Annotated in this window: 23 protein-coding genes; 16 read left to right on the forward strand and 7 right to left on the reverse strand. The window is 64.4% G+C overall.

The features are described 5' to 3' along the window. Positions 1 to 86: 86 nt before the first annotated feature. The 4 genes from rluD (at position 87) to BN1132_RS16010 (ending at position 5,552) form a co-directional block, all read left to right on the forward strand. Positions 87 to 1,067, forward strand: a complete 981-nt coding sequence (gene rluD, locus BN1132_RS15995; RefSeq protein ID WP_042078785.1) for a 23S rRNA pseudouridine(1911/1915/1917) synthase RluD — start codon at positions 87 to 89, stop codon at positions 1,065 to 1,067. A gap of 117 nt (positions 1,068 to 1,184) precedes the next feature. Then, positions 1,185 to 1,922, forward strand: coding sequence for a peptidoglycan editing factor PgeF (gene pgeF / locus BN1132_RS16000; RefSeq protein WP_042078786.1), 738 nt, complete (start codon positions 1,185 to 1,187; stop codon positions 1,920 to 1,922). Between the two features lie 171 nt (positions 1,923 to 2,093). Beyond that, positions 2,094 to 4,667 carry an ATP-dependent chaperone ClpB gene (gene clpB / locus BN1132_RS16005; RefSeq protein ID WP_042078787.1) on the forward strand — a complete coding sequence of 858 codons (2,574 nt, stop codon included), beginning with the start codon at positions 2,094 to 2,096 and terminating at the stop codon, positions 4,665 to 4,667. Positions 4,668 to 4,727: 60 nt separating this feature from the next. After that, entirely contained in the window at positions 4,728 to 5,552 is an 825-nt protein-coding gene (locus BN1132_RS16010; protein WP_042078788.1) for an MBL fold metallo-hydrolase, read from the forward strand. Between the two features lie 205 nt (positions 5,553 to 5,757). On the opposite strand, the gene asnA is transcribed toward BN1132_RS16010, so the two are convergent. Next, entirely contained in the window at positions 5,758 to 6,750 is a 993-nt protein-coding gene (gene asnA, locus BN1132_RS16015) for an aspartate--ammonia ligase (RefSeq protein ID WP_042078789.1), read from the reverse strand. 154 nt (positions 6,751 to 6,904) lie between these two features. Here asnA and asnC point away from each other — a divergent pair, with 154 nt between their 5' ends. After that, entirely contained in the window at positions 6,905 to 7,366 is a 462-nt protein-coding gene (asnC, locus tag BN1132_RS16020) for a transcriptional regulator AsnC (RefSeq protein WP_041211931.1), read from the forward strand. A 56-nt stretch (positions 7,367 to 7,422) separates the two neighbouring features. Here asnC and BN1132_RS16025 read toward each other — a convergent pair whose 3' ends face one another. Together BN1132_RS16025 and BN1132_RS16030 are read right to left on the reverse strand one after the other, a co-directional pair. Then, positions 7,423 to 8,178 (reverse strand): substrate-binding periplasmic protein, encoded by a 756-nt coding sequence (locus BN1132_RS16025; RefSeq protein ID WP_245196061.1) that lies wholly within the window; start codon positions 8,176 to 8,178, stop codon positions 7,423 to 7,425. A gap of 270 nt (positions 8,179 to 8,448) precedes the next feature. Continuing rightward, positions 8,449 to 8,853, reverse strand: a complete 405-nt coding sequence (locus tag BN1132_RS16030; RefSeq protein WP_042078791.1) for a CBS domain-containing protein — start codon at positions 8,851 to 8,853, stop codon at positions 8,449 to 8,451. A gap of 159 nt (positions 8,854 to 9,012) precedes the next feature. Here BN1132_RS16030 and BN1132_RS16035 point away from each other — a divergent pair, with 159 nt between their 5' ends. Beyond that, positions 9,013 to 9,717 (forward strand): SDR family oxidoreductase, encoded by a 705-nt coding sequence (locus BN1132_RS16035; protein ID WP_042078792.1) that lies wholly within the window; start codon positions 9,013 to 9,015, stop codon positions 9,715 to 9,717. Between the two features lie 52 nt (positions 9,718 to 9,769). Here the strand turns inward: BN1132_RS16035 and BN1132_RS16040 are convergent, their stop codons facing one another. After that, complete coding sequence (locus BN1132_RS16040; protein WP_042078794.1) at positions 9,770 to 10,315, reverse strand: 2-amino-4-hydroxy-6-hydroxymethyldihydropteridine diphosphokinase; 546 nt, start codon at positions 10,313 to 10,315, stop codon at positions 9,770 to 9,772. Positions 10,316 to 10,440: 125 nt separating this feature from the next. On the opposite strand from BN1132_RS16040, the gene cydH reads away from it, so the two are divergent. The 4 genes from cydH (at position 10,441) to BN1132_RS16055 (ending at position 14,000) form a co-directional block, all read left to right on the forward strand. Next, entirely contained in the window at positions 10,441 to 10,533 is a 93-nt protein-coding gene (gene cydH, locus BN1132_RS20065) for a cytochrome bd-I oxidase subunit CydH (RefSeq protein WP_157005474.1), read from the forward strand. A gap of 102 nt (positions 10,534 to 10,635) precedes the next feature. Beyond that, the gene (locus BN1132_RS16045; protein WP_042078795.1) at positions 10,636 to 12,048 is read left to right on the forward strand and encodes an ATP-binding protein; all 1,413 of its coding nucleotides are present in this window, start codon (positions 10,636 to 10,638) and stop codon (positions 12,046 to 12,048) included. Between the two features lie 103 nt (positions 12,049 to 12,151). Further along, complete coding sequence (locus BN1132_RS16050) at positions 12,152 to 12,661, forward strand: hypothetical protein (protein ID WP_042078819.1); 510 nt, start codon at positions 12,152 to 12,154, stop codon at positions 12,659 to 12,661. A gap of 58 nt (positions 12,662 to 12,719) precedes the next feature. After that, positions 12,720 to 14,000 (forward strand): sigma 54-interacting transcriptional regulator, encoded by a 1,281-nt coding sequence (locus BN1132_RS16055; RefSeq protein WP_042078796.1) that lies wholly within the window; start codon positions 12,720 to 12,722, stop codon positions 13,998 to 14,000. Between the two features lie 72 nt (positions 14,001 to 14,072). Here the strand turns inward: BN1132_RS16055 and BN1132_RS16060 are convergent, their stop codons facing one another. Further along, a complete protein-coding gene (locus BN1132_RS16060) occupies positions 14,073 to 14,555 on the reverse strand; it encodes a DUF1097 domain-containing protein (protein ID WP_042078797.1) in 483 nt (160 codons plus the stop codon). 370 nt (positions 14,556 to 14,925) lie between these two features. On the opposite strand from BN1132_RS16060, the gene msrP reads away from it, so the two are divergent. Both msrP and msrQ read left to right on the forward strand, forming a co-directional pair. Then, positions 14,926 to 15,936: a protein-methionine-sulfoxide reductase catalytic subunit MsrP gene (gene msrP, locus BN1132_RS16065; protein ID WP_042078798.1), complete on the forward strand. Its 1,011-nt coding sequence runs from the start codon at positions 14,926 to 14,928 to the stop codon at positions 15,934 to 15,936. 16 nt (positions 15,937 to 15,952) lie between these two features. Then, entirely contained in the window at positions 15,953 to 16,609 is a 657-nt protein-coding gene (gene msrQ, locus BN1132_RS16070) for a protein-methionine-sulfoxide reductase heme-binding subunit MsrQ (RefSeq protein ID WP_042078799.1), read from the forward strand. A 10-nt stretch (positions 16,610 to 16,619) separates the two neighbouring features. Here the strand turns inward: msrQ and BN1132_RS16075 are convergent, their stop codons facing one another. Beyond that, the gene (locus tag BN1132_RS16075; protein WP_042078800.1) at positions 16,620 to 16,868 is read right to left on the reverse strand and encodes a PepSY domain-containing protein; all 249 of its coding nucleotides are present in this window, start codon (positions 16,866 to 16,868) and stop codon (positions 16,620 to 16,622) included. A 63-nt stretch (positions 16,869 to 16,931) separates the two neighbouring features. On the opposite strand from BN1132_RS16075, the gene BN1132_RS16080 reads away from it, so the two are divergent. The 4 genes from BN1132_RS16080 to BN1132_RS16095 all read left to right on the forward strand — a co-directional run bounded on the left by BN1132_RS16080 (position 16,932) and on the right by BN1132_RS16095 (position 19,939). Then, positions 16,932 to 17,264 (forward strand): PepSY domain-containing protein, encoded by a 333-nt coding sequence (locus tag BN1132_RS16080; protein ID WP_042078801.1) that lies wholly within the window; start codon positions 16,932 to 16,934, stop codon positions 17,262 to 17,264. Between the two features lie 70 nt (positions 17,265 to 17,334). Next, positions 17,335 to 17,991 (forward strand): AHA_4052 family stress response regulator transcription factor, encoded by a 657-nt coding sequence (locus BN1132_RS16085; protein WP_025328630.1) that lies wholly within the window; start codon positions 17,335 to 17,337, stop codon positions 17,989 to 17,991. 31 nt (positions 17,992 to 18,022) lie between these two features. Next, positions 18,023 to 19,372: a sensor histidine kinase gene (locus BN1132_RS16090; RefSeq protein WP_042078802.1), complete on the forward strand. Its 1,350-nt coding sequence runs from the start codon at positions 18,023 to 18,025 to the stop codon at positions 19,370 to 19,372. Positions 19,373 to 19,477: 105 nt separating this feature from the next. Continuing rightward, positions 19,478 to 19,939 carry a hypothetical protein gene (locus BN1132_RS16095; RefSeq protein WP_042078803.1) on the forward strand — a complete coding sequence of 154 codons (462 nt, stop codon included), beginning with the start codon at positions 19,478 to 19,480 and terminating at the stop codon, positions 19,937 to 19,939. Positions 19,940 to 20,169: 230 nt separating this feature from the next. Here BN1132_RS16095 and torA read toward each other — a convergent pair whose 3' ends face one another. Next, positions 20,170 to 22,650, reverse strand: coding sequence for a trimethylamine-N-oxide reductase TorA (torA, locus tag BN1132_RS16100; protein WP_042078804.1), 2,481 nt, complete (start codon positions 22,648 to 22,650; stop codon positions 20,170 to 20,172). Positions 22,651 to 22,655 lie beyond the last annotated feature (5 nt).

Below are 22,655 nucleotides of genomic sequence, written 5' to 3' on the forward strand. Positions count from 1 at the left end.
GGCAAAGTATCCGTTATGCTTGGCTAAAAGAAAAGCTAGAATACCCGGATTATTTTGAATTGATACCCCCGCTCAAGAGACCATACATGAGCCAGCATATTGAACTGACAGGCGAATTTCAGGATCACCAATTCGGGCAGCGACTCGACCAGGCCCTGGCCGAATTGTTTCCCGACTACTCCCGCACCCGCATCAAGGAGTGGATTTTACAGGACAGAGTGACCCTAGACGGTCAGGTTGCCAATACCCCGCGCGAGAAAGTGGTGGCCGGGCAGCAGGTGCATGTGAATGTGGAACTGGCAGACGACACCCGCTGGGATGCCCAGAACATCGAGCTCAACATCGTCTATGAAGACGAACACATCCTGGTGATCGACAAGCCGGCCGGCCTGGTGGTCCACCCGGGCGCCGGCACGCCGGACGGCACAGTGCTCAACGCCCTGCTGCACCGCTACCCCGGCATCGCCGAGGTGCCTCGTGCCGGCATAGTGCACCGTCTGGACAAGGACACCACCGGCCTGATGGTGGTGGCCAAGACCATTCCGGCCCAGACCCACCTGGTGGAGGCGCTGCAGGCGCGCCAGATCACCCGTGAGTACGAGGCCATCGCCATCGGTCACATGACTGCGGGCGGCACCGTCGATGCCCCCATCGGCCGTCATCCGACCCAGCGTACCCACATGGCCGTGGTGCCCAATGGGCGCGAGTCCGTCACCCACTACCGGGTGCACGAGAAATTCCGTGGTCACACCCGCCTGCGGCTGCGGCTGGAGACCGGTCGCACCCACCAGATCCGCGTGCACATGGCCCACATCAAGCATCCCCTGGTGGGGGATCCCGCCTACGGCGGCCGTCTGCGTCTGCTGCGCAACGCCACCCCAGAGCTGACCGAGGCCCTGCGCAACTTCCATCGCCAGGCACTGCACGCCACCATGCTGAAGCTGGCCCACCCCATCACGGGTGAGGTGATGGAGTGGCACTCCCCCACGCCGCAGGACATGGTGGATCTGATGGAGGTGCTGCGGGCGGATACCCTGGCCAACCCGGACGATCTGGTCTGGAACTGAGACAGCGGCAGTTCTGCGACGATTCCTGCCGCAACCTGCCCAGCATGATCTGACACGGGGCCCCTTGACTGGTTGCAGCCAAGGGGCCCCGCTTTATATGACCGAAAGGAGCCACAGATGAACTGGATCGAACCCGACTGGCCCGCGCCGGGCAACGTCAGGGCCCTGTCGACCACCCGAAACGGGGGCCTGAGCGAGGGGGTCTTTGCCGGCCTGAACCTGGGGGCTCACGTGGGAGACGAGCCGGCCAGGGTCGAGGCCAACCGCACCTTGCTGCAAGAGGCCGCAGGGATCCCCGGCCCTCTCAACTGGCTCAACCAGGTGCATGGCACCGCCGTGCATCCCGTGAGTCGCGAGTATGGGGGGGCGCCGGAGGCCGATGCGGCCTGTGCCCGCGAGGCCGGGCTGGGCTGCATAGTGATGACCGCCGACTGCCTGCCGGTGCTGTTCTGCGATCGGGCCGGTACCGTAGTGGCGGCCGCCCATGCCGGCTGGCGCGGGCTGCAGGGGGGCGTGCTGGAGGAGAGCATCGCGGCCATGGGCTGCGAGCCGGGGGGGATCCTCGCCTGGCTGGGCCCGGCCATAGGCCCCACGGCCTTTGAGGTGGGCGGCGAGGTGCGCGACGTCTTTATGGCGGAGCAGGCGGAAGCGGCGGCTGCGTTCGTCCCTTCGTCCAGCGAAGGGAAATGGCTGGCGGATATCTATCAGCTGGCCCGGCTGCGGCTGGCCCGTGCCGGCGTCACCGCCGTTTATGGCGGCGAGCACTGTACCTTCAGCGATTCCGAGCGTTTCTACTCCTACCGCCGCGATGGCCAGACCGGTCGCATGGCCTCCATCGTCTGGCTGGCTCCCTAACCTCTTCCCCCGCCCTGCATCTTGCCGGGCGGGGGATGCTGCCTCCTTCCCGCCTTGCAGAAAAAATAACCAGGCCTGCCCCTTGAAATAGCCCGTACGGGCCTCATCTTTCATCTCAGAAAGTTATGTTGTTTGCCGCGCAAGCGGCGTCTGTCTTGAAGGGGGAGTGCAATGCGCCTCGATCGCCTGACCAGCAAATTCCAGATTGCCATTTCCGATGCCCAGTCTCTTGCACTGGGTCGTGACCACCAATTCATCGAACCCGTCCACCTGATGAGCGCCCTGCTCAATCAGGACGGCGGCTCCATTCGTCCGTTGCTCGCCCTGACCGGGCTCGACATCAATGCCCTGCGCTCGCGCCTCGGTGAGGAGCTCGATCGCCTGCCCCGCGTCAGCGGCGTGGAGGGGGACGTTCAGCTCTCCAACGGCCTCGGCCGGCTGCTCAACGTCTGCGACAAGCTGGCCCAGCAGCGCAAGGATCAGTTCATCTCGTCCGAGCTGTTCGTGCTGGCGGCCCTGGACGAGAAGGGGACCCTCGGCGAGCTGCTGCGCGCCCAGGGGCTGACCAAGGAAAAACTCGACGCGGCCATCGACAAGGTGCGCGGCGGCAAGAAGGTGGAGGATGCCAACGCCGAGGAGAACCGCCAGGCGCTGGAGAAGTACACCATAGATCTCACCGAGCGGGCCGAACTCGGCAAGCTCGACCCGGTGATCGGCCGGGATGACGAGATCCGCCGCACCATCCAGGTGCTGCAGCGCCGCACCAAGAACAACCCCGTGCTGATCGGCGCCCCCGGTGTCGGCAAGACCGCCATCGTCGAGGGGCTGGCCCAGCGCATCATCAACGGCGAGGTGCCGGAAGGGCTCAAGAACAAGCGGGTGCTCTCCCTCGACATGGGGGCCCTGGTGGCCGGAGCCAAGTATCGCGGCGAGTTCGAGGAGCGGCTCAAGGCGGTGCTCAGCGATCTGGCCAAGGAGGAGGGCAACGTCATCCTGTTCGTGGACGAGCTGCACACCATGGTCGGCGCCGGCAAGGGCGAGGGGGCCATGGACGCGGGCAACATGCTCAAACCCGCCCTGGCCCGTGGCGAGCTGCACTGCGTCGGCGCCACCACCCTCGATGAGTATCGCCAGTATGTGGAGAAGGATGCCGCCCTGGAGCGCCGCTTCCAGAAGGTGCTGGTGGAGGAGCCCTCGGTAGAGGACACCATCGCTATCCTGCGCGGCCTGAAGGAGCGCTACGAGCTGCACCACCACGTGCAGATCACCGACCCCGCCATCGTCGCGGCGGCCCAGCTGTCCCACCGCTACATCGCGGATCGCCAGCTGCCCGACAAGGCCATCGACCTCATCGACGAGGCGGCGGCCAGCATCCGGCTGCAGATCGACTCCAAGCCGGAATCCCTGGACCGCCTCGAGCGGCGCATCATCCAGTTGAAACTGGAGCAGCAGGCGCTGATGAAGGAGGACGACGACGCCAGCCGCAAGCGCCTCGATCTGCTCAATCAGGAGCTGAGTGAAAAAGAGCGGGAATACAACGAGCTGGAAGAGGTGTGGAAGGCCGAGAAGGCCGCCCTCGCCGGTACCCAGCACATCAAGGCGGCGCTGGAGCAGGCCCGTCAGGATCTCGAGGTGGCGCGTCGCGCAGGCGACCTGGGCCGCATGTCCGAGCTGCAGTATGGCCGCATCCCCGAGCTTGAGAAACAGCTCGACCTCGCCACCCAGGCGGAGATGCAGGAGACCAGCCTGCTGCGCAACCGGGTCACCGACGTGGAGATTGCAGACGTCCTGGCGCGCTGGACCGGCATTCCGGTGGCGCGGATGCTGGAGGGGGAGCGGGAGAAGCTGCTGCGGATGGAAGATCAGCTGCACAGCCGGGTGATCGGCCAGGAGGAGGCGGTGGACGCCGTCTCCAACGCCATTCGTCGCTCCCGTGCCGGGCTGTCCGACCCGAACCGCCCCATCGGCTCCTTCCTGTTCCTGGGCCCCACCGGGGTGGGCAAGACCGAGCTGTGCAAGGCGCTGGCGGAGTTCCTGTTCGATACCCAGGACGCCATGGTGCGCATCGACATGTCCGAATTCATGGAGAAACACAGCGTGGCCCGTCTGGTGGGGGCGCCTCCGGGATACGTGGGTTACGAGGAGGGGGGCTATCTCACCGAGGCGGTGCGCCGTCGCCCCTACTCGGTGATCCTGCTGGACGAGGTGGAGAAGGCGCACCCGGACGTGTTCAACATCCTGTTGCAGGTGCTGGACGACGGCCGACTGACCGATGGTCAGGGCCGCACCGTGGACTTCCGCAACACCGTGGTCATCATGACCTCCAACCTCGGTTCGGATCTCATCCAGGAGCACCACTCCGAGAAGGATTACGACGAGATGAAGGCCATGCTGATGGAGGTGCTGACCCGCAGCTTCCGCCCGGAGTTCATCAACCGGATCGACGAGACCGTGGTGTTCCACCCGCTCGGCGAGGAGCACATCAAGTCCATCGCCCGCATCCAGCTCAAGAGCCTGATGAGCCGTCTGGAGTCCCAGGGCTTCGAGGTGGAGGTGAGCGAGGAGCTGCTGACCAAGCTGGTGCACGCGGGCTTCGACCCCGTCTACGGGGCGCGGCCCCTCAAGCGGGCCATTCAGCACAAGGTGGAGAACCCGCTGGCCCAGGCTCTGCTCTCGGGTCGGGTCATCCCCGGCAAGCGGCTGCTGCTCGGGGCGGACAGCAACGGTCTCACCATGACCCAGTAACCGGTTGGTCGATAAAAAACGCAGGCTCAGTGCCTGCGTTTTGTTTTGAGGGAAAATCTGATGCTCACCTTTTCCGTGCTGGTGGATGACGATGTTTATCGGCCAGGCTGTCTGCCCGAGCGAGGATTGGCGCTGCTGCTGGAGTGCGACGGCCTCAGGGTGCTGTTCGACAGCGGCCGTGGCCGGGCTTTGCGTCACAACGCCACCGTGATGGGGATCGATCTCGCCTCCCTCACCCACGTGGTGCTCTCCCACGGTCATTACGACCATGTGGGCGGGGTCGGCTCGCTGCCCCGCTATGCCACGCCCATCCCGCTGATCGCCTGTCCGGATGTGTTCAATGAGCGGGGCTACTTCCTGCCAATCCCCTTCTGGCGATGCAACCTCTATCGCCTGTCGGGGGTGCTGGCTCAGGAGTCGCTGGCGGCCAAAGGTTTGCTCCCCCACTGCTCGGCCGATCCGGTGTGGATCTCTGATCGTCTGGTGTTCCTCGGCAGCATTGTGCGGCGCGACAGGGCCACCCCCTCGCTGCTCGGCTACATAGTGCGGGGCGGACGGGTGGAGAAAGACCTTATCAGCGACGACTCGGCACTGGCCTACAAGAGCGAGCAGGGGCTGATCGTCTTTATCGGCTGCGGTCACGCCGGGGTCGAGAACATCATAGCGCGGGCCAGGGAGGTGTGTGGCGAGGAGCGGATCCACGCCGTCATCGGCGGCCTGCATCTGAAGTTTTCCGGTCCGCAGCGGGCGGCGGCGCTCGGCGCCTATTTGGAAGAGGAAGCGGTGGAGAAGCTGTTTGCCTGTCACTGTACCGGCAGCAGAAAGGCGAGACTGCCGCGTCAGCACCCGATCGGGGCCGGTTTCGAGTACAGTTTTCCGACATAAAAAACGGCAATCCGAAGATTGCCGGGAGGAATGTATTCAATGCGACCTGGCGTGGGTCGAGCGGGTCGCAGGGGCAAGCCCCGTTTTCGCAGAGGGCCGTCGAAGATGGCCTCCTGCTTACAGCCTGTCCGGACTGCGCTCGCTCAGTCCGCACTGCCACACTTGCTGGCGTCCGGCGGGCATGCCGCCGGGCGCCATCCGTTCGTTACAGCATGCCGGGGATGCGCTCCTTCATCTCGGCCGGCCAGACGCCCACCTGCACCTGACCGATATGCTCTTTTTGCAGCAGCAGCATGGCCAGACGGGATTGGCCGATGCCGCCGCCTATGGTCTGGGGCATGCGCGCTGCCAGCAGATCCTGATGCCAGTCGTACTGCAGGCGATCCTCGTCCCCCGTAATGGCGAGCTGGCGGCGCAGCGCCTCGGCGTCAACCCGGATCCCCATGGAGGAGATCTCGAAGCTGTCTTCCAGCACCGGGTTCCACACCAGGATGTCGCCGTTCAGGCCGGCCAGCCCCAGCTCGCTCTCGCTGCTCCAGTCGTCGTAGTCCGGGGCGCGCACGTCGTGGCGCTCACCGTGGGACAGGGCACCGCCGATACCGATGAGGAAGACGGCGCCCAGCTCTTTGGCGATGGCGCGCTCGCGCCCCTTGGCGTCGAGATCCGGGTAGCGGGTCAGCAACTCTTCGCTGTGGAGGAACTGGATCTCGGCCGGCAGGAAGGGAGTCAGCGCGTGCTCGGCGCAGACCGCGCGCTCTGTGGCCTTGATGGCGGACCAGATGCCGCGCACGGTTTCCTGCAGGTAGGCGAGATCCCGGCGCTCGCTCGGCATCACCTTCTCCCAGTCCCACTGGTCCACGTAGACGGAGTGGATGGGGGTGAGGCGATCCTCGTCCGGACGCAGCGCCTTCATGTGGGTGTAGATGCCTTCGCCCGGGCCGAAACCGAAGCGACCCAGGGTCTGGCGCTTCCACTTGGCCAGCGAATGCACCACTTCGTAGCTGTGCTGCGGCAGGGTCTTCACCTTGACCTGCACCGCATTCTCGTGGCCGGACAGGTTGTCCTGAGTGCCATCACCGACCCGGCTCAGGATAGGGGCTTGTACCTCCATCAGGCCCAGTTGCAGGGCGAGTTGGCGGGAGAACATCTCTTTGACGAAGCTGATCTGTTGTTGGCTGCGAATGTAGTGCTGTTTCATGCTGAATGACCTGTCTTGAACCCGTTGAATGCGGTGATTCTTCAACAGATGGTGCAAACAATTCAATATTCGATAATAGAAATAGGCTTTATCTATTTTTTTCATCAAAATATGCGTGTAATTAATGAGGTATCGTTAACGGGAGTGCGAAAAAGTGTCAGAAAATTATCGGATCGATAATCTCGATCAGGCCATCCTCACCGCCCTGATGGAGAATGCGCGTATCCCCTATGCGGAGCTGGCCAAGCAGCTGGCGGTCAGCCCGGGGACCATCCACGTGCGGGTGGAGAAGATGAAGCAGGCGGGGATCATCGAGGGGACCAGGGTGCAGGTGAACCCCAAGAAGCTGGGTTACGACGTCTGCTGCTTTATCGGCATCAATCTGAAGAGCGCCAAGGATTATCCCTCGGCCCTGGCCAAGCTGCAGGCGCTGGACGAGGTGGTGGAGGCCTACTACACCACGGGTCACTACAGCATCTTCATGAAGGTGATGACCCGCTCCATCGACGAGCTGCAGACGGTGCTGATCCACAAGATCCAGACCATAGACGAGATCCAGTCCACCGAAACCCTGATCTCCCTGCAAAACCCCATCTTGAGAGATGTGAAACCCTGAGCGAGGTAGGAGATCCCTCTCCCGTGCGAGCCCCGGATTAGGGCTGTTGGCCGGCCTCAGGGCTCGAGATAGGGAATGCCGTACTTGTCGTAGAGGGCCTTGAGGCGCCCATCCTGCTTCATGTGCAGCAGTTCGGTGTCATAGGCCGCCATCAGGGCCGGGGTGTCGGCATCGGCCCGGGTGCGGGTCCAGACATTGAAGTAGGGGCTGGTCTTGAGGGGCTTTGGTAGGTAGTCGAGCCTGCCCTCCAGCCCCTCTTCCCTTATCTGGGCGAAGGCGGTGACCAGGGACATGGGGACCACATCGATGCGCCCGGCGATCAGCTTGCGCAGTTGCAGCTGGTTGATGGGGATCTCCTGGAAGCGGTAGGCAGGGTCGGCCATGGCTGCCGCGAGCTCGGGGGTGTAGGAGAAGTCACGGGTGACACCGATGCGCCAGGGCTTGAGATCCGCCAGATGGTCGTAGTGGATCTGCCCCACGGACTCCTTGCGTATGAAGAAGTGCCAGCTGTGGAGGATGTGGGCCTGCTTGGGGTAGAGCAGGTAGGCCTCCCGCTCCGGCTTGTAGGAGTGGGTCAGCAGCAGATCATAGAGGCCGCCCTCGGCATTGCGGGTGAGCCTGGCCCCGGAATCGATCAGCTCTATCTTGATGGGGATCCGGAGGGTGCCGAAGATGGCGCTGACCAGATCCACGTCCAGCCCCCTGGGGTGGCCGCCTTCATCCAGCCACTTCAGGGGCGGCTCAAGGATGCCGCCAATGACCAGCTCCCTGGCCGACAGCCAGCAGGGCAGCAGCAAGCAGAACACGAGCAAGCTTCGCACGTTACATCTCCTGAGCACGCGGGACGAGGTCACGCATGCCGGATGCGGTGGCCGTCAGATATCTAACTAGAGACGACCCCGGATGGCAAACCCTGAAATGGGGAGGGGACAAAAGAATGGCACCGGGGAAGGGGCGTGGCACTGCATCGGCAGGCCGCCCTGTGGCAGAGTCGGGAGGGGGGACCAGCCGCTCGTTGTTGTGCAGGGGAAGTTTGCAGGAGCCCGCCCCCTGCGTGGAACGTGCGTGGGGGCAGCGTCGCCTCAGGTCGCCTGACATTGCTTCAACTGGGTGTTGAGGGCCTGCATCACCCGGCGCCGGCTGATGAGGCCGATCACCCTGTCCCCCTCCATCACCGGATAGAGCCTGGGCTTGGCCCCGGTCATCTGGCGGGCGAGATCCAGAATGCTGTCGTCCGGGCCGACGAACAGCGGTGTCCGGCTCATCAGATCCTCGACCCGGGTGCGGCTGTCGCAGTGATAGCTGCCGGTGAGCAGGGCGGGAATGCAATCCCGCTCGGAGAGGAATCCGATGAGCCGTCTCTGGTCGTCCAGCACTGGCAGGCCGCCGAGATCGGCCAGGTGCAGCCTGTCCATGGCCTCGGCCAGGCCGAGCTCGGGGCTGAGTGAGTGGGTCAATGGCTGCATATGATCGCGAACTTGTAGCATGATGGTGGCTCCAACAGGGTCGATGGTGTCACTATGCCCGATCGGCCCGGCGTGGGGCCAATGGGTTTGGTCTCGGACATTGATAGGTCATTCACGAAGCAGAGGCCCTTCGCGGGATCCGGTATGGGTCGGGCAGGGCGACAACCACAAGGAGAGGGTATGCGTGCATTGGTAACGGGCTGTGGCCGCCGACTGGGATTCTATCTGTGCGAGCAGCTGGTGGCATCGGGTTGGCAGGTCACGGGCAGCTATCGCAGCGAGCGGCCCGAGTTGGCCCGCCTGCGGGCGCTGGGGGTGGAGCTGGTGCAGGCGGACTTCGCCGTGGAGGAGGAGGTCGCCCGCCTGGTCAGGGCGCTGGGTGTCCATGAGGATCTGGCGCTGATCATCCACAACGCCTCGGCCTTCGAGCCAGAAGCCGATGAGCAGGCGGCCCAGCTGGCCCAGTTCGATCAGTTCTACCGGGTGCACATGGCAGCACCCTTCCAGCTCAACCGGGCCCTGGCCCCCGTGCTGGCGCGCAATGCCAACGCCAGCATCATCCATATCACCGATATCTATATCCACGCCCCGGCGCCCCAGTTTGCCAGCTATGTGGCCACCAAGGCGGGGGCCCACTCGCTGGCCATGAGCTTTGCCCGGGAGTTGGCGCCCACCGTGCGGGTCAACACCATAGAGCCCGGGCCCATCCTGTTTCTCGACGAACACGGCGACGAGTGGCGCCAGCAGGTGCTGGCAAAGACGCCGCTGGCGCGGGAAGGGGGGCTGGCGCCCATCTGGCAGGCGGTGCAGTTGCTGATGCAGAACGACTATATGACCGGGGCCAGCATACGGGTGGACGGAGGGCGGGCCCTGGCCGTCATCTAGGAGGCATGATGACGCGAGGCGCCCCTGGGTGCCTCGCGGTTTTGAGCGGGGACTAGTGGTGGCGGATGGTCGCGTGATGGGACGCCCTGTCCGGCGGCGTGCCGCCGAGGCCCCTGTGCTCCTCGGGCAGCAGGAGATCGACGGGGGAGTGGCCGAAGTGCTGGCGTGCAAATACCTTGCTGCCAGGCAGGCTCAGCACCACCTTGCCGGCCTCGATGCGCCCGCCCAGATACATCTCGGCCAGCAGCTCGCCGAGGTAGGCATCCACCCCGACCGCGGCGAAGTCATCCCGCTCGTCCCAGGCCAGGATGTCGATGTCGAGCGGCCTGTCCGCCACCTTGCACAGAGGGTGGTTGCGATCCCGGCCGTGGGCCAGCTCCATGGTGACAAACTCGGCCTTGAGCTGGGCGGTGGAGAGTTCGCTCTGGACGACGAACAGGCAGTTGAGAAAGTCATGGTGCGAGTGCATGCCGACCGGTTTGGTCCGGATCACCGAGCTCAGGCGCAGGTGACCGAAGCGTGCCAGCAATTCCTCAACGGCCTGACAGACATGCAGGCCGGGGTCGAGATTGGATCCAATGCTGCAGAGATAAAACATGCGTACCCTTCCTTGGTTTGGGCTCGTCTGAAATATATACGCGGCTCACGGTTATTGGATTCACTATGAATTAACATATCGTTATCTGTTGTGATCCAACTCTGATTGGCAGAAAGGAGGTTTGCATGAGCGTGGAGATGAAATGGGCACTGTTGACCGCCGCGGGGGCCCTGGCCGTGATCATGATCATCTGTCTGGCGTCCGTCGGTCTGGCGTGATCCCGGGCCCCTGGTGCAATCAAACCGGCCTCCTGGCCGGTTTTGCTTTTTGGTGCAGTGCGGATATGCTGGCCCACCCATGACGACTCGAGACCGCAGAAGATGACCAAGGTTCGCCCCCGTTCCCTGCTCCAGGTGGTATTGATGGGCTTCGTGCTGGTGCTGATGCCCCTGGGGGGCATGATCTGGCACGACAGTCAGGCGCTCTCCCACCTGGGGCAGCTGACCAGCGACGAGATGGAGCGGGCGGTGCGGGATACCCGCCGGGCGACCCTGCTCACCACCCAGGCCACCGATCTGGAGCGCACCCTGCGCCGCTACGCGGTGCTGGGGGACGAGCGCATCCTCGCCAGCTATCAGCAGCAGCTGGCCCGTTATCGGGAACTGCTCGGCACCCATCAGCAGTCCATACCGGATGCCGAGGTCTATGGGGATCTCGAGGCCGCACTGACCTGGCTGGACGGCCTGCAGGATCTGCGCAAGGCCAGGCAGGAGGCGAACAGCCCCCATTTCACCGAGTTCAACGAACTGAACCAGCAGCTGGAGATCGTCACCCGGGGTCAGGTCGACGAGCACGTGACCCGGATGCGGGCCGCCATAGCGGAGCTGAGGAAGGAGATCTGGTGGGTCAGCGGCTTCGTGGTCGGGCTCAGCCTGTTGCTGGTGCTGCTGTTTACCTACCTCATCATCCACCCCGTACGTCAGATTGAGTCGCGGATCCTGAGCCTGGGGGCCGGGGTCGAGCCGGACACGCGCCCGGTGGACGGCCCGGCTGAGCTGGTGCTGCTGGGAGAGCGGATCGGCTGGTTGCACGACAAGCTCAAGGAGCTGGAACAGCAGAAGTACCAGTTCCTGCGCCACGTCTCCCACGAGCTGAAGACCCCCCTCGCCGTGCTGAGGGAGGGGGCGGATCTGCTCTCCGAACAGCTGGTGGGACCCCTCAACGGGGATCAGCAGGAGATCTGCCAGATGCTGGAGGAGAACAGCCGCCGGCTGCAGACCCTGATCGAGCGCCTGCTCGACTTCAACCGCCTCAGCCAGCAGGAGGTGTTCAGCCTGACGGCGGTCCCCCTGGCGCCCCTGTTGTCGGACTTGTCCGAAGAGTACCGGCTGGCGCTGGAATCCAAGCAAATCAGTGTACACTTGCCGCCCGAGCCCATCAGTCTGCAGGCCGAGCCCTATCGCCTGCGACTCATCCTCGACAACCTGTTTTCCAACGCGGTCAGCTACGGCGCCAAAGGGGGCCAGATCTGGATCCGGGCCGGTCAGGGGGAAAACGGGGGCTGGCTGGAGGTGGCCAACGAGGGGCCCGTCATCCCGCTGGCCGAGCGGGAACGGATCTTCGAACCCTTCGAGCAGGGCAGCATAGTGCGCCAGGGATTGTTGAAAGGGTCCGGGATGGGCCTCTCCATCGCCCGCGAGTCGGCGATGAGCCTGGGCGGCGAGCTCAGGCTCATCGAGGATGAGCAGGCGGATGTCTGCTTCCGGCTGGATTTGAAAGAGCGCCCGGCATGACGGGATCTGCCGTGTCGGCGATCGCCCGGCGCACCCTTGCAACCGAATATTGAGACGAACAGGCGGACGCCTGTTTTCCCTTGGATCTGAAGTGACGTTCAAGATGAAACGATTTGTTGTTCCCGTGTTGATGATGAGCCTGCTCGCGGGCTGTTCCCTGCTGCCATCCCCCAGCCTCACCGAGCCTTCCCAGGAGGCGATCGCCAGGCGGATGGAGTTTGCCAACAAGGAGATGCAGGTGCGCCTGCAGTACTCGGACTGGCTGCTGGCCAGCCACCCCCAGCAACGGGCACAGGAGCGCCAGCGGCTGGCGGGTGCCACCGATCTCGAGAGCCGGGTCAGCCTGGCCATGGTCAATACCCACCCGTCCGAATCGGTGGCCAGCCGTCGGGCCGGGCTGGACAAGCTCAAATCCCTGCTGCCCGAGCTCGGCCTGGATGCCCAGGCCTTCCTGCGTAGCTGGATAGCCCTCGGCGAGGAGCTGCTGGTGCGCGACAGCCGTCGCGACGACCAGAGTCAGGAGGTACAGCGTCTGCGCCGCCAGATAGAACAGCTCTCCGCCATCGACGAACAGCTCAACGAGCGTAAGCTCAATGGAGAGGGCCAGCCATGACACGCCGGTCCTGTGCCGGGGCTATCCCCCCGGTTCTTCACACAGAGGGAGTCAGAGCATGAGCCGCATTCTGCTGGTGGACGACGATGCCAGCCTGCTCAAGCTGATGAGCATGCGCCTGCGCAGCCAGGGCTACGAGGTGGATACCGCCGACAGCGCCGAGGGGGCTCTGGACAGGCTGCGGCAGCAGCGGGCCGACCTGGTGCTGAGCGATCTGCGCATGGGGGGCATGGACGGACTGGCGCTGTTCGAGCGGATCCAGTCCCAGTGGCTCGGCATGCCGGTGATCATCATGACCGCCCACGGCACCATTCCCGACGCCATCCAGGCGACCCGCTCCGGGGTGTTCAGCTTCCTCACCAAGCCCATCGACAAGGACGAGCTGCTGGTCACCATAGAACACGCCCTGAGCCTGACCCGCCCGAAGCAGCAGCAGGAGTGGCAGTCTCTCATCCAGACCCGCAACCCGCAGATGGAGCAGTTGCTGATCCAGGCGAGCAGCATCGCCACCATGGACGTGCCCGTGCTGATCCTGGGGCCTTCCGGCTCCGGCAAGGGGGTCATGACCCAGGCGCTGCATCAGGCCAGCCATCGTCGCGACAAGCCGCTGTACACCATCAACTGCGCCGCCCTGCCCTGGGCGGCGCTGGACCTGCAGCTGTTTGGGGAGGACGGCCAGTCCGGCCTGTTTGCCGATGCCAAGGGGGGGACCCTCTTCCTCGACGAGATCGGGGACCTGTCGGAGTCGCTGCAGGCCAAGCTGCTGCAGGTGCTGGCGGAGTATGGTCAGGGGGCCCCCGAGGTGCGGGTCATCAGCTCCAGCCACCAGGATCTGGTGGCGGCCATGGAGGAGGGGCGCTTTCGCGAGGATCTCTTCTATCGCCTCAACGTGGCGAACATCACCCTGCCGCCCCTCAGTGCCCGCAGCGAGGATATTCCGCTGCTGGCGCGCCAGGCGCTGGACGATTACCGCAGCCGCAACGACAACTGCGCCGCTCTCGGCTTCTCGCCGGAGGCGCTGGCCCTGCTGGCCGCGGCGGCCTGGCCCGGCAATGTGCGCCAGCTCTGCGGGGTGGTGGAACAGCTCGCCAGCCTCTGCTGCAGCCCGGTGATAGGCGCGGCCATGGTGGAGTCGGCCCTGAGTGGCGGCGGTGGCGGCATTCCCTCGTTCAACGAGGCGCGGGCCGAGTTTGAGAAGGAGTATCTGATCCGCCTGCTGCGCACCACGGAGGGGAACGTGACCCTGGCGGCCAACATGGCGGGGAGAAACCGCACCGACTTCTACAAGCTATTGAATCGGCACGGTATCGAGGCGGCAAACTTCAAGTCGAAGGGGTAAATGACAGAGGGGCGGCTCGTCGATGACGGGCCGCCCCTCTGGTTTCAGACCGAATCGGTCACATCGCTAGGATCAGGCCGGGTCGGTAACGCCAGCGGTGGCCTGGGTTTTCTGGGTCTTGTGGGAGAGCCAGAGGCCGCTCGCCTTCATCAGGTAGCCGAACAGGGCGCCTATCACCAGGGAGGGAAGGATGAGGCGCCACTCCCCTGCAGCGCCGAAGGTGGCGCAGCATCCGGCGAAGGTGCCGGGAATGTAGGCGAGCCACTGCTGCCTGGCCTGCACGCACATCAGGGTCGCCACCACCCCCGTCATCAGATAGCCGGCCATGCCGGCCCCCCACCAGGACTCCCCGTGGATCAGCAAGAGTGCCCACAGCATGCCGCTGGCGTTGCACAGCAGGGTCTGCAGCAGCGCCTTGTAACCGCCGCTCGAGGCGAAGTAGCTGGTGCAGCCGAGGAAGCCGACCCAGGAGATGAGGCCGAGGGCGGCGGCCAGTCCGCCCCAGACGGCGGAGAGGATCCCGGTCGTGATGGCGATGGCGATCAATGGGCTCATGGCGTGACTCTCAGTGGTTGAATCCGGAAAAGGAGGCAGCCTACCCTGCGGCAGGGGGGCGGCAAGCGGGGGCCGGATTGTGTGTGATCCGGGTCACTCTTTGCAACTCGGGAATACGCTTGCGCTCGCGAAAAAAATTCATTGGAGGCACCGCAGGCCTTGAACCATAGTTAGAGGCCCTGTCCTGCTCATGGAGTGAGTCTGATGGTGCCAAACGTGATAGTCCCTCTGCTGGTATTCATTCTGCTGTTCCTGGTCGGAACCATGGCCAAGGCACTGCCCATTTACCAACTCATGTGATCTCGTGTGAAATAAAACTCGACCGGGGCGGGTCTTATGATTGTCAGCCTCATCGCCCCGGGAGTTTTTCATGTTGATCAAACACCGCTCTTCTCGCCACCCCGTCGAACGGGACGTCACGCCGGAAGCCGTCTATCAGGATCGTCGGCGCATTCTCAAGGGGTTGGGCCTGGGCGTCGCCACCGCCACCCTGGCATTTCCCACGCACGCCAGCCTGCTGGATCTCTTCTCCACCGAGGAGAAAACCCCGGCACCTGCCAGCAAACCGCTCAATTACAAGGCTGCGACCCGGCCGGACGGATTGACCCTGACGCCGCTGGAAAAGGCCACCACCCACAACAACTTCTATGAGCTCGGCACCGACAAGGGGGATCCGGCCCGCAACGCCCACTACCTCAAGCCCGAGCCCTGGACCCTGAAGGTGGAGGGGGAGGTAGCCAAGCCCTTCACCCTGGATGTGTGGGATCTCATCAACAAGAGCACGCTGGAGGAGCGGATCTACCGGCTGCGCTGCGTGGAGGCCTGGTCCATGGTGCTGCCCTGGAGCGGCATCCCCCTGGCGGAGATCATCCGCCGCGCCGAGCCCAGCAGCCGCGCCAAGTTCGTGGCCTTCGAGACCCTCTATGACCCCGAGCAGCTGCCGGGCCAGGCCTCCCGGACCCTCGGCGGCGGCATCGACTATCCCTACGTGGAGGGCTTGCGTCTCGACGAGGCCATGCACCCGCTCTCCTTCCTGGCGATGGGGCTCTACGGCAAGACGCTGCCCGCCCAGAACGGGGCGCCCATCCGGCTGGTGGTGCCCTGGAAATACGGCTTCAAGAGCATCAAGAGCATCGTCTCCATCCGCCTGGTGGAGGAGATGCCCCCCACCACCTGGAACCTGCTGGCACCGAACGAATATGGCTTCTATGCCAACGTCAATCCACGGGTGGATCACCCGCGCTGGAGCCAGGCCAGCGAGCGCTTCATCGGCGAGGGGGGCATCTTCGGTGCCAAGCGCCAGCCGACCCTGATGTTCAACGGCTATGGCGATGAGGTGGCCTCCCTCTATCAGGGCATGGATCTGCGCAAGTGGTATTGAGACGGGGGTCGACGCCATGACATTGAGACTGACCACACGCCATATCACTCTGCTGCGGGCCCTGGTACACCTGGCCTCGCTGGGCTTTTTGCTCTGGCTTGGCTATGCGGTGCCGGCGGGCCTGCTGGGGGGGGATCCGGTGCAGGGGCTGACCCACTACCTCGGCAAGGGGGCCCTGCACCTGCTGCTGCTGACCCTGCTGGTATCGCCGCTGGCCAAGCGCTGGCGCCAGGGCCAGCTCGTCAAGCTGCGCCGCCCCCTCGGGCTCTGGTGCGCCGCCTGGGCGTCCCTGCACTTTATGGTGTGGCTGGGGCTGGATCTGCAGTTCGACTGGGGTCTGATCGGCGGCGAGCTGGTGAAGCGCAGCTACATAGTGGTGGGGATGGTGGCGCTGCTGCTGTTGCTGGCGCTGAGCATCACCTCGATCCCGGCGCTGCTGCGGGCCATGGGGCCGGCCTGGCAGAAGCTGCACAACTGGATCTATGCGGTGGCCCTGCTGGTGCCGGTGCACTACTGGTGGTCGGTCAAGAGCGGGTGGCTGGAGCCCCTCATCTATCTGATGCTGGCCACCGCCCTGCTGTGGCCGCGTCGTGACAAGCTGCTGAGGCCCTGGCGCCCGCGCCAGTCACTGAAGGGGACGCAGGGTGCCGTGCAGCAGCCGTCGCGTCCATAGCAAAAGAGGCCTAATCGGCCTCTTTTTTGGTGATTTCCCCGCTGTAGGCATCGACCTCCAGCTGGACGCGCTGGTTGTCGGCATTCAGGGTGTCCACCTCGAATTTGTCTCCTTCCAGCGCCACTTCCCGAATGTCGTGGTACCCTTGTGCCAGCAACAACTTGACCAGTCCGGCCATGTCGAGACGGGTCTGGGCCGCCCAGCCAAAGGTGGAAAAGAGACACAAGATCAGCAGGATACTGCGTGGGATCATATTCATTCCGGATTCATGGCTGGCACACTATAAACGGCATTATGTTAGGTTTTGAGAGATGAATCACCCATGAATAGCGCCCTGCCCCTGCTTGGATTGCTGCTGCCGATGCTGGTGCAGGCGGCCCAGCCGAACGAGGCCTTGCTGCAACAGGCGGTCAGCGAGGGGCGGATCCGGCCTTTTCATGAGCTGATGGCGGTGGCGTCCCGTCTGCCGGTGCGCGTGCTGCGGGTCGACCTGGGGGAGGAGGACGGTGTCTGGTTGTACGAGCTCAGGCTCATCGACGAGGAGGACAGCGTCATCAAGGTGGGCTATCGGGCCGACAACCTGGAGATGGTGTGGCTCAAGGGTCATCATCTGGAACGCCTGTTCGAGCCCCGCCCGCCCCCGGAAGAGGAGTGAGCCGCCGGCTGCCCCGGTCTCTCCCCAATCGCCGCCGTGACAGGCACAACTCTGCTTTGGATACCCATTTATGCGAATTCTGATAGTTGAAGACGAGAAGATCCTGGCGGGCCAGCTGGCGGAACAGCTGCGCCTGTCCGGCTTTGTCACCGATCTCTGCCACGACGGCAACGAGGCCGGCTTTCTCGGCGAGACCGAACCCTATGACGCCATCATCCTGGATCTCGGCCTGCCCGGTCGCGACGGCCTGAGCGTGCTGAAGGAGTGGCGCAGCAAGGGCATCGACACCCCGGTACTGGTGCTGACCGCACGGGGCCAGCTGCACGAGAAGATAGAGGGGTTGAACGCCGGGGCCGACGACTACCTCACCAAGCCGTTCCAGGTGGCCGAGCTGGTGGCCAGGGTGCAGGCCCTGGTACGCCGGGCGGCGGGCAATGCCAGCTCCATCCTCGAGATCGGCGGCGTGCGCCTCGACATGGCGGCCTCCCAGGTCTGGTACGAGGGCACCCCCATCAAGCTCACCGCCCACGAATTCCGGGTGCTGGGCTACCTGATGCAGCACAGGGGCAAGGTGGTGTCCCGCAGCGAGCTCATCGACCACATCTATGCCCAGGATTTCGACCGGGATTCTAATACTGTTGAGGTGTTTATCGGCCGGATCCGCAAGAAGACCCACGCCGATCTCATCGAGACGGTGCGCGGCCTCGGCTACCGGATCAACGAATGAGCCGGGTCCAGGGGATCGCGAGGCGGGCTGAATGAGGCTGGTACGCACCCTGCGGGGACGGCTGGTGGTCATCGCCATGGTCTGGTGCGGTCTCTTCCTGTTCGCCACCGGCTTCAGCCTGCAGACCATGATGCGCAACTACTGGCAGGAGGCGGAGGCCGACGGCCTGCGCCTGCAACTCTACGATCTGCTCGCCCGCCTAGAGATCCAGCCGGACGGCCTGCCGGTCGTCACCGAACCCATGGCGGATCCCCGCTATCGCCAGCCTTACTCCGGCTACTACTGGCAGCTGGAGCTGGGGGAGACGGTGGTCAGCCGCTCCCGCTCCCTGTGGGATGCCCATCTGAGCGCCCATGGCCTGAAGTCGGCCTTCGGCGACCCGGATCTCTTCGTCGGCAAGGGGCCCAACAAGGAGCCCCTGCTGATCATGACCCGCACCGTGCTGCTGCCGGGCTCGGATAGGGTCTTTACCCTGGTGATGGCCAAGGACAGCAGCGCCCTGACCCAGACCCTGAAGAAGACGCGGATCAGCCTCTTCCTCGGTCTCGGCTTTGCCGCGACCGGCCTGGTGCTCGGCTTCATGTTCCAGATCGTCTACGGCCTGCGCCCGCTGCACCTGCTGCGCCGCGAGCTGGGGCGTGTTCATCAGGGCCATCAGGAGGGATTCAGGCTGCGCTACCCGCTGGAGATCCAGCCCCTGGTGGAGGACATCAACCGCCTGCTGCACCACTACGGTGAGCTGTTGCAGCGGGCGCGCTCCCACACCGGCAACCTGGCCCACGCCCTCAAGACCCCGCTCAGCATCATGCGCAACCAGGTGGCCCAGCTGCCGCCGGAGGATCAGGCCGCCATCGGCGAGCAGCTCGACCAGATCCAGCGCCACATCGACTACCACCTCGGCAAGGCGCGGGTGACCGGTGCCGCCAAGATCCTCGGGGTCTCGACCCCGGTGCGGGCCCGGGTGGAGTACATCTGCCGCGCCTTCTCCCGCCTCTATCCGGGCCGCGAGGTGGATCTGCAGGTGCCGGCCAGTCTGGCGGTCGGGGTGGAGGAGCAGGACTTCGACGAGATGGTGGGCAACCTGCTGGAAAACGCCTTCAAGTGGTCCGCCGGCCGGCTGCGCATCTCCAGCGCCGAGCTGGGGGGCTGGATCACCCTGCGCATCGAAGATGACGGCCCCGGCATGAGCGAGGATCAGATCGCCAAGGCGGTGCTGCGCGGGGTGCGGCTCGACGAGAAGGTGCCGGGTTCCGGTCTGGGTCTCAACATCGTCTCCGATCTAGCGGAAGCCTACCGCGGCAGCCTAATCATGGGGCGGGCCGAGCTGGGGGGATTGGCCGCTTCTCTGTCGCTGCCCAAGGTCGCCAGGGTCGAGAGTTAGGTCGGGGTTTGTCATCAGGGGCCTTCGGGCTGCCGCCCGCGCTGGCAAGGGACGGGTCGCCGGCATAAGATAAGGCTCTTGTTTCAAGGTTGAGGAAGGGTAGCAATGACTGACGATCCGTGGGCACTGTGTCATCTCGACGATTCGTTCGATGCCTCCGTGCTGGGCACCAAGGGGGCCCAGATCCAGTGGTTCGAGGACAGGGACGCCCTGATCCAGTTCCTGCTGGAGGATTTCGTCGACCTGCTGGCCGACGTGGGGGAGCTGGACGAAGATCAGACCGAGAGCGCCCGCGAGCGCTTCACCCTGCTGGTGGAGCAGAGCCTGGATGATCGCACCCTGATGGATGCCATCAACGATCTCGCCTCCGGCCTGCGCCGCATCGCCTGGCTGGGTCCCCTCTCCGAACTGGCGGAGCTGAGCGACGACTTCGCGAGCGGCCTGAGGGCCTTCTTCTGGAGCCAGTATGACGGTGACGAGGACGACCCCGAGGCCTGGGTGCCGGAAGAGCTCTGGCCACAGCTGGTGGAGTGTGCGGAAGAGTATATGGTGGAAGGGGACTTCTGAGTCATCTTGTCCGCGCGCACTCTGGCTGCAAGGCGGGTGGAGCGAGCGGAAGAGTATATGGTGGAAGGGGACTTCTGAGTCATCTTGTCCGCGCGCACTCTGGCTGCAAGGCGGGTGGAGTGAGCCGAAGAGTACATGGTCGGGGGTGACTTCTGAGTCACACAGGAAACGGGAACCCGCGATAAAAAATGGCGCCTTGATGGCGCCGTTTTTATTGGGTTACAACCTGCTTAGCCGTTGGCCGGTACCGCGTGGGCGGTGTTGGCCAGCACCGGGCCTGTGTACTTCTCGATCTGCAGCTGGGCCATGTGGCCGCAGTTGCCTTGCGCCAGACTGGACGAGCCTTCGTCGAAGGTGAGGCAGTTGACGTTGCCGTTCTTGCAGATGCTGCCCGCTTCGCCCGGCTTGGCCGGGTCATACCAGGCCCCTTCGCAGATCCGCACCACCCCCTGACGCACATCCTCGGAGAGCAGGGCGCCCACCAGGATCTGACCGCGCTCGTTGAAGGCGCGTACCAGATCCCCCTGAGCGATGCCACGAGCCTTGGCGTCGGCGGGATGGATCATGATCGCCTCGCGGTCGGCGATGGCGAACTTGTCCCGCAGCGGAGTGTTGTCGAGCTGGGAGTGCAGCCGCTGGGTCGGGTGGGAGGTGTTGAGGGACAGCGGATAGCGCGCCGCCATCTCGCTCTTCACCCACTCCCTGGGCTCATACCACTTGGGATGGCCGGCGCAGTCGGCGTAACCCATCCCGGCCACGGTATTGGAGAAGATCTCGATCTTGCCGGACGGCGTGCCGAGCGGGTTGAGCAGCGGGTTCTCGCGAAAATCGGCGTGACGGATCCACTGGCGGTTGGCCTCGGGGATCGGGAAGCGCACGTAGTTGTTGGACTCCCAGAACATGTCGAACGGCGGCAGCGCCACCCGGGCACCACGGGCCTGCGCCGCCATGCCGTCGTACATCTGCTTGAGCCACAGCATCTCGTCCTTGCCCTCGGTGTACTGCTCCTGCACGCCCAGCTTGGCGGCGATGGCGCTGAAGATGTCGAAGTCGTTGCGGGCTTCAAACTGGGGCGGCACGCACTGGTGCATGGGGAACACATAGCGCTGGGAGTAGTCGCCACCCATCTCCAGATCGTTGCGCTCGTAGCTGGTGGTGACCGGCAGCACGATGTCGGCGTGCTTGGCGGTCGCCGTCCAGTAGGGCTCGTGGACGATCACGGTCTGCGGCTTGCGCCACGCCTGCAGCAGGTTGTTGGTGTCCTGATGGTGGTGGAAGGGGTTGCCGCCCGCTACATAGACCAGCTTGATGTCCGGATAGGTCACCTTGCGGCCGTTGAAGTCGATGGTCTTGCCCGGGTTGGCGAGACAGTCGGCGATGCGGGCCACCGGGATCGGTGCCGGGCTGTTCTTCGGTGCGTTGCCGGCAGAGATACCCGCCAGAATGCCGCCCTTGGCGGTGGGGCTGCCACCGGAGGAGTAGTGGTAGCTGAAGCCGTAGCCGCCCCCCGGCAGGCCGATCTGGCCCAGCATGGCGGCCAGGGTCACCAGCATCCAGTTCGGCTGTTCGCCATGCTGCTGACGCTGCATGCCCCAACCGGCCATGATCATGGTGCGCTTGGCTGCCATGTCGAGGGCCAGCTGGCGAATGACCTTGGCCTCGACACCGCAGACGGTGCTCGCCCACTCGGCGCTCTTGGGCTGGCCGTCCTCCTTGCCGAGCAGATAGTCCAGGAACTTGTCGAAGCCGACGGTATAGCGATCGAGGAAGGCCTGATCGTGCTTCTTCTCGCTGTAGAGGGTGTGAGCGACACCCAGCATCATGGCCACGTCGGTGTAGGCGTTCGGCGCAATCCACTCGGCGCCGACCAGCTTGGCGGTCTCGTTGTAGACGGGATCGATGCTGATGACGCGGGTGCCCTTCTCTTTCAGCGCCATGAAACCGGCCTGACCCTCGTGGTCCGGCATGTTCCAGCTGTTCTTCAGGGTCACCTGAGCGTTGACCCCCCAGAGCACCACCAGTTCGGCGTTCTCCACCACGTTGGGCCAGGCGGTCTGTTGCTCGTACACCTCGATGGAGCCCATCACGTGGGACATGATCACCTGGGCCGCGCCAGTGGAGTAGTCCCCGGCATAGCCGGTAAAGCCCCCGGCGAGGTTCATCAGGCGGTGCAGCAGGGTGCGGCTGTTGTGGAACATGCCGACACTCTTCCAGCCGTAGGAACCGGCGTGGATCGCCTGCGGGCCGAAGTTGCTCTGGACCCGCTGGATCTCGCCGGCCACCAGTTCAATCGCCTTGTCCCAGCTCACCCGCACCCACTCGTCGGCACCGCGCAGCTCCGGCTTGGCGCCCGGGCCGTGCTCCAGCCAGCTCTTGCGTACCATGGGGTACTTGATGCGGTTCTTGGCGTGCACCTGGAACGGCGCCATATCGATGAGATCGTTCGGCGCCGGATCATCGGCTACCGGCTGCACCCGGATCATGCGGCCATCGGCGACTATGGCTTCGAAGGCCCCCCAGTGGGCGCCGGTCAGAATGCCCTTCTGGGCGGGCACCAGGGTCGGGAACTGACTCAATGCGGTGCTGATGGCTTGTGCCAGCGCACTCTTGGGAAAAATGCCGCCGAGCAGGGGCAGGGCTGCGCAGGCACCGAGTCCCTTGAGCAGGTTGCGGCGGGACAGATTGGTCTTCTTGTCATTGAAAAAAGTCATAACGG

It is taken from the genome of Aeromonas sanarellii (assembly GCF_000820085.1).
Lineage (GTDB): Bacteria > Pseudomonadota > Gammaproteobacteria > Enterobacterales > Aeromonadaceae > Aeromonas > Aeromonas sanarellii.